The organism is Salidesulfovibrio brasiliensis JCM 12178, assembly GCF_001311825.1.
Lineage (GTDB): Bacteria > Desulfobacterota > Desulfovibrionia > Desulfovibrionales > Desulfovibrionaceae > Pseudodesulfovibrio > Pseudodesulfovibrio brasiliensis.
The window spans coordinates 1-6,239 of record NZ_BBCB01000122.1; the positions used below are offsets into that span (position 1 = coordinate 1).

Sequence of the window (6,239 nt, forward strand, 5' to 3'; positions counted from 1 at the left end):
GGAGGTCGTCGTACGGCACGGCGGGCACGTCCACGTGCAGGTCGATGCGGTCCAGCAGCGGCCCCGAGAGCTTGGCGCGGTAGCGCTGCACCGCCAGCGGCGAGCAGGAGCACGAATGGTGCTCGTCGGTCATGTATCCGCACGGGCACGGGTTCATGGCCGCCACCAGCATGAAATCCGCCGGATAGGCAAGACTCACCAGCGAGCGGGAGATGGACACGCGCCCGTCCTCAAGGGGCTGGCGCAGCACCTCCAGCGCGTTCTTTTTGAACTCGGGCAGTTCGTCAAGAAAGAGCACGCCCCGGTGGGCCAGCGAGACCTCGCCGGGCTGGGGATACCGCCCGCCGCCGATGAGGCCGATGTCCGAGATGGTATGGTGCGGAGAGCGAAACGGACGGGTGACCATGAGCGAGGCGTCCTCGCGCAGCCTGCCCGCCACGGAGTATATCTTGGTCACTTCCAGCGCCTCGTCGAACCCGAGCGGCGGCAGCACCGTGGGGATTCGCTGTGAGAGCATGGTCTTGCCGGAGCCCGGAGGCCCGATGAACAACAGGTTGTGCGCCCCGGCCGCAGCGATCTCGATGGCCCGCTTGGCGTGTTCCTGCCCCTTGACCTCGCTGAAGTCCTCGAAAAACGTCTCCCGCCCGGCCCAGAGAGTGTCCACGTCCACCGCCTCGGGTTCACGGCTCTCCTCGCCGGTAAGAAAGCGGACCGCATCACCGAGGGTGTCCATGCCGTAGACGGCAAGCCCGTCCACCACGGCCGCCTCCCCGGCGTTGTCCGTCGGCACGATGAGGCCCCTGGCACCCTGATCCCGGGCGGTCACGGCCAGCGGCAGGACGCCGGTGACGCTCTTGAGTTCGCCGGTCAGCGAGAGTTCGCCCGCAAAATACCAGCCCTGCACCGCCTCTTCGGGCAACGCCCCGGACGCGGCCAGCAGTCCCACGGCCAGCGGCATGTCGTAGGCGCTGCCTTCCTTTCGCACGTCGGCCGGGGCGAGGTTGACAGTCACCCGCGCGGGCGGCAGCTTGAATCCGGCGTTCTTGAGCGCGGAATACACGCGCTCCTTGGCCTCGCGAACAGCGCCGTCGGGAAGCCCCACCATGGTGAAGGCAGGCAGTCCGGAGCGCGAGAAGTCCACTTCGAGAGAGACGGGGAAGGCGTCGATGCCCATGAGGGCGGCACAGGAGATGGTGGCGATCATCGGGGAACCTCTGGGATGTGATATCCGCAGAGTTGTACGCGACTTGCTATCGCATAACAAGTATCCGTTTCGCGGACCGAATTTCAGTACGTTGATCAAAAGACTCAGCAAGAGCGTGGAAACGGTCGGGGAATGGAAGTGGCTGGCAGAGGGTGGTGCGGACTATCTGCAGGGCTTCCTCTTCGCCCGCCCCGCCGCGCCGCCGGAACGGGCCAAGAATCCGGCCTGAATGACCGTCTAGGGCTCCTTGAGGATGCCCTCGGAAAACAGGAAGGGGAAGTCCTTCGAGTAATCGCCCTGCTCCAGCTTGGTGCCGCGCAGGTAATTGTAGACGTTGCGCTCATGCAACACCTGCAGCCACAGGGGCCGGGTCTCTGCCTGAATAACCGGCGAGACATTGTAGATGCTGGGATGATCCACCCAGAACACGGTCTTGGGGTCGTCGCTTCTCTCGATGAGACTCACGAAGGCGTTGGTCTGGTCCTCAAAGTCGTAGAGCTCCCCCTCCTGCAACTGCAACCCCTTGGGGAAATTCACATACAGGGTGTCGGCGGGCGCGAGCTGCGCCTCGTCCATGGAGTTCACGATCTCCTGCAGGCAGTGGACGTAATGCACCGAGAGCATGTCGTCGTTGTCCAGCCGGGTGCTGACGTACCAGTCGGCGTCCGGTGCGGTCTCGCGCATCTTGTCGCGCACGGTGGGGAGGATGGACTCATAGTCGCCGCAGAGCACGGGCACGAGGTTGGCGTATTTGGCGTATGCCCGGATGATGCCGAGGTAGCGCGCGGGCGTCTGCTCGTCGAAGAGAATCAGCCAGGTGAAGTTCTGGTTGCTCTGGGCGCGCACGGCAGGAAAACAGTATTTCTGGAAGAGCTCCAGCCGCTCGCCCAGCCATGTGTCCTCCAGCCGGGGCGGAAAGTCCGTCGGATAGATGTTCACGTTGAACCGGGTGATGATGAAATGATGAAAGTCCACGTCTTCCTCCATGGTTACCGACCATAATTGCCTTTCCGGCAAGTAGCATCATCCCCGAAGCAGGGCAAATCCGGGCAGAAGTATCATGGCCTTGCGAAAACGGAAAAAAAGACTCATGTTCTCAATGCGGAAATAACAAAGAACCGCTTCTCCAGACCTTTTTCGGACAGAAAAACATGACAACACCCGCAGCAAGTCGCAAACGACTTTTCACCATAATGGTGATCCTCATAGTCACGGTGTGCCACTGCCTGCCCGCCAATGCCAAGGACGACACCTCGAATCCGGAAAAGGCCCGGCAAAGACTAACCATGGTCTATACCAGACCGGAACCCAATCTCATGGTCTGTTTCACGAAAAAGCTCTTTACAGAGGCCTTTTCCCGTCTGGGAATTACACTCGAAACCCATTTCGCCCCCGCAGCCCGGGCAAGCTCTCTTGTGAGCACTGGGCAAGTGGACGGCGATCTGAGCCGAATACATAAATACGATCAGCTGGTGGACAACGTTGTGCGTGTGGAATTTCCCAACCGAACGACGCGGTTCGCCGCATACGCAAACAGCCCCATCACTCTCAAATCATGGCAGGACATCCGGGAGTCCGACAAGAGAATAGTCTTCATGCGCGGAGTTGCTGTGGCACACAAGGCACTTGACGGCCTGCCTCCGGAAAGGCTTCACGTGGTGCCTGCCGCCAACGACGGCTTCAAGCTCCTGAATGCGCGACGGGCGGACATCTTCATCGGACTGGACTGGCTTGGTGACAAGATTATAAGGGAACAGTATGCGGACTCGGGGATTCACAAGGCAGGTGTCATCGAGACGATAACCCTGCACGCCTTCCTGCACAAAAAGCACGAACACCTTGCGCCCAAGCTGGCCGATTCACTGCGCGCCCTGAAAAACGACGGGACGTTGGCAGCCTTCGCCGCAGAATGCGGGCTTGAACAGTAGCCCTTACCCGAAAAGCATCAGGGCCCGCTCCTTCCTCGGAGCGGGCCCTGTCTCGTTTTAGAACCGTTCAAACTCGTCGTCGTCCATGCTCAGGTCTACGCCCGACCCGCCGGACTCCTTCGGCGGCTTCTTTTCCGGGGGAAGCGCCTTGGGCTGCGATCGCTTTTTCGGCTTCGGCTTTTCAGCCGGAGCCGCGGTCACGGCCTTGCGCGCCGGACGGCTGGGGCCTGAACTTGGGCCGGAGACATGATAATCCACCTTGAAGAAGCCGGTGACGTGCTGCAGCGACTGAGCCTGCGTGGCGAGGTCCGTGGAGGTGGAAGCCATCTCCTCGGAGGCCGCCGCGTTCTGCTGCACAACGTGGTCGAGCTGCTGCAGGGCGTCGTTGATCTGCGACGCGCCGGAGCTCTGCTCGGAGCTGGACAGGCTGATTTCCTGAATCAGCTCCGCGGTCTTCTGGATGTCGGGCACGATCTGCTCAAGCATGGTCCCGGCCTGTTCTGCCACCTCCACGCTGGAGGACGAGAGCTCGCTGATCTCGGCGGCGGCAACGCCGGAGCGTTCCGCGAGCTTGCGAACTTCGGCGGCGACCACCGCAAACCCCTTGCCGTGCTCGCCTGCGCGGGCTGCCTCGATGGCGGCGTTCAGGGCCAGCAGGTTGGTCTGGCGGGCGATGTCCTCGATGATCGATATCTTGTCCGCGATCTGCTTCATGGCCGAGACTGTCTCGTTCACGGCCTTGCCGCCCTTTTCCGCGTCACCGGACGCACGGGTGGATATTTCCTCGGTCGTTGTCGCGTTCTGGGCGTTGGCGTCGATGTTCGAGGCCATCTCCTCCATGGAGGATGAGACCTCTTCCAGCGATGCGGCCTGTTCGGTGGCCCCCTGCGAGAGACTCTGGGAGGTGGCCGCAAGCTCCTCGCTGCCTGCCGCGACCTTGGAGCTGCCGTCCATGACCTGCACCACGACCTCGGTGAGCCGGTCCGCCATGCTGTTGAGCGCGGACTGGATGTCCCCGATCTCGTCGCTTCGGTCATGGTCCACACGGGTAGTATAATCGCCGTCCGCGGCGCGGGTCAGGAAGCCCACCACGTCGCCAAGCGGCTTGATGACGATACTATTCATGTAGAACCAGATGCCGAGGACAACCACCGCGAGGCAGACAATGATGGATATGAAAATCTGCATGAGGCTTTCATACACCGGTGCCATGATCTCGGAGGTCTTGATGAGCCCGATGAGCTGCCAGCCGAGGGCATTCGAGGTGTGTGTCACTGCCGTGTAATCCGTTCCGCCCAGCTCCACCTCAATCTTGTCGGCGGTCGAGGCCAGCGCCTTGGAATAGGCTTCGCTGGAAAGCTCGGAGACACTCTTGAAATTGTTGTCGTCGTTTCTGGCGTCGGCGATGACTACGCCGTCATCTTGCACCAGCACCAGATATCCACTCTGGCCAATGCTGACCTTCTTGACCATCTCAGTCAGGCTGCCCAGCCCGATATCCATGGCCACCACGCCCATGACCTCGCCGTTCATGACGACCGCCTTGGCCGTACTGACCATGGCCTCACCTGTCGTGGACATGTAGGCCTTGGACAGAATCGGATTGTTCCTGTCAGCCAGTGCCTCCTTGTACCACGGCCTTGCGCGCGGGTCATACCCGCCGGGCATGGTGGACCCCTCGCTCATCACAAACCCGCCGTTGCGGGTGCCGTAATAGACGTCCACGTAGTTTTTGTGGCTCTCCTTGAGACTGTTGTAGAGTTGGGTAAGCTCTTTGGCGAGCGGGTCATTGTCCCACGGCCCGGCCATGATATCGCCCGTCTTGCCCATGTAGGTGGTGATGATGTCGTCAGTGCGCTCCAGTCGCGGATCTATGGCCGCCATCAATGTATTGCGCTTGGCCTCCTCAATGAAAAGCGACAGCGTCTCATCCACCTGCTCCAGCTTGCCGGACATGTTGTCCACATACCCGTCCATGGACTCGTTGTAGGTGTTGACCGCAACGATGACGAAAATGAACGAACAGACCAGAGTAAGCGACAGAATGAAACCAATGATGATTTTCATTCTGATAGACAGTTTCATAGCGTCCCCCTTTGAAAACGTCATTGGAATCCGAGCGTAGACAATACATCCTTTCGGCAAGATTTCACAATTATAAACACGCACGGCACGATCCGGCTGCGGATTCCGGGCACCTCGTCTGCCGTTCGTCCCTTTTCAAAAATGCGCATTGACAGCGGCCAAAAGGGTCTCTAGTCATTATGATGGAAACATACCGTTTTGGTGCAATTCTAAATCTTCGGGAGTCGATTCGATGAAGATTCTCAAGGCCGCCCGCATGGAGCGGTGCATAGGCTGCCATTCATGCTCGCTCGCCTGCGCCCGACAGGTCCACAAGATGCTGTCGTGGAACAAGGCGGGCATTCGCATATCCTCTTCGGGAGGACTCTCCACGGGCTTCGAGGCCCGTCTGTGTCTGGCCTGCAACCCTGCCGCCTGTGTCGAGGCCTGCCCTACCGGGGCCTTTTCCCAGCGCAAGGGCGGCGGCGTCATCCAGAAACGAAAGCTCTGCATCCGCTGCGGCAAATGTGCCGAGGCCTGCCCTGTGGACGCCATTTTCCTCGACCACCTCGTCAATCCCTACGTCTGCATTCACTGCGGCCGGTGCGTGGCGTTCTGTCCCCACGCCTGTCTTGAAATGGTCGAGGTCGAAACCCGGGAGGCAGACGAATGATACGCAACCACTTCCGCGTCATGGTGGTCAACCTGACCACCGGAAAGACACGCATTCAGGAAATGGACGGCCGGGAGCAGTACGTCGGCGGCGGCGGACTGGCCGCCATGCTCTTTCAGAAATTCGGCCACATGGACAAGCCGTGGGACGACCCCGAGCAGCCCCTGATTTTCGCCATCGGGCCGCTTACCGGCTACTTCCCGCTCATGAGCAAGACCGTGTGCGCCTTCAAGTCGCCCTATCACGACCAGTACACCGAAACCCACGCGGGCGGCCGCTCGGCCCTGTCCATGCGCTTCGGCGACATGGACGCGCTGGTGGTGCTGGGACAGGCCAAACGGCTCTCGGCCCTTGCCGTGGGTGCCCGGCG

At 60.8% G+C, this 6,239-nt stretch carries 7 protein-coding genes; 4 read left to right on the forward strand and 3 right to left on the reverse strand.

The features are described from left to right. The coding region (locus JCM12178_RS16480) for a YifB family Mg chelatase-like AAA ATPase (protein ID WP_054653004.1) at window positions 1-1,204 on the reverse strand (1,204 nt) is incomplete at its 3' end. 91 nt (window positions 1,205-1,295) lie between these two features. Between JCM12178_RS16480 and JCM12178_RS18515 the strand changes: the two genes are divergently transcribed. Beyond that, window positions 1,296-1,433 (forward strand): hypothetical protein, encoded by a 138-nt coding sequence (locus tag JCM12178_RS18515; RefSeq protein WP_174888044.1) that lies wholly within the window; start codon window positions 1,296-1,298, stop codon window positions 1,431-1,433. A gap of 8 nt (window positions 1,434-1,441) precedes the next feature. Here JCM12178_RS18515 and JCM12178_RS16485 read toward each other — a convergent pair whose 3' ends face one another. Next, window positions 1,442-2,179, reverse strand: a complete 738-nt coding sequence (locus JCM12178_RS16485) for a glycosyltransferase (protein ID WP_245628840.1) — start codon at window positions 2,177-2,179, stop codon at window positions 1,442-1,444. 176 nt (window positions 2,180-2,355) lie between these two features. Here JCM12178_RS16485 and JCM12178_RS16490 point away from each other — a divergent pair, with 176 nt between their 5' ends. Continuing rightward, window positions 2,356-3,132, forward strand: coding sequence for a substrate-binding periplasmic protein (locus JCM12178_RS16490; protein ID WP_157054979.1), 777 nt, complete (start codon window positions 2,356-2,358; stop codon window positions 3,130-3,132). Between the two features lie 57 nt (window positions 3,133-3,189). Here JCM12178_RS16490 and JCM12178_RS18815 read toward each other — a convergent pair whose 3' ends face one another. Further along, window positions 3,190-5,217 (reverse strand): methyl-accepting chemotaxis protein, encoded by a 2,028-nt coding sequence (locus JCM12178_RS18815; RefSeq protein ID WP_054653010.1) that lies wholly within the window; start codon window positions 5,215-5,217, stop codon window positions 3,190-3,192. 232 nt (window positions 5,218-5,449) lie between these two features. Between JCM12178_RS18815 and JCM12178_RS16500 the strand changes: the two genes are divergently transcribed. Beyond that, the gene (locus JCM12178_RS16500) at window positions 5,450-5,869 is read left to right on the forward strand and encodes a 4Fe-4S binding protein (RefSeq protein WP_054653012.1); all 420 of its coding nucleotides are present in this window, start codon (window positions 5,450-5,452) and stop codon (window positions 5,867-5,869) included. After that, a partial coding sequence (locus JCM12178_RS16505) for an aldehyde ferredoxin oxidoreductase N-terminal domain-containing protein (protein WP_284690224.1) occupies window positions 5,866-6,239 on the forward strand: 374 nt, incomplete at its 3' end. The genes JCM12178_RS16500 and JCM12178_RS16505, both read left to right, overlap by 4 nt.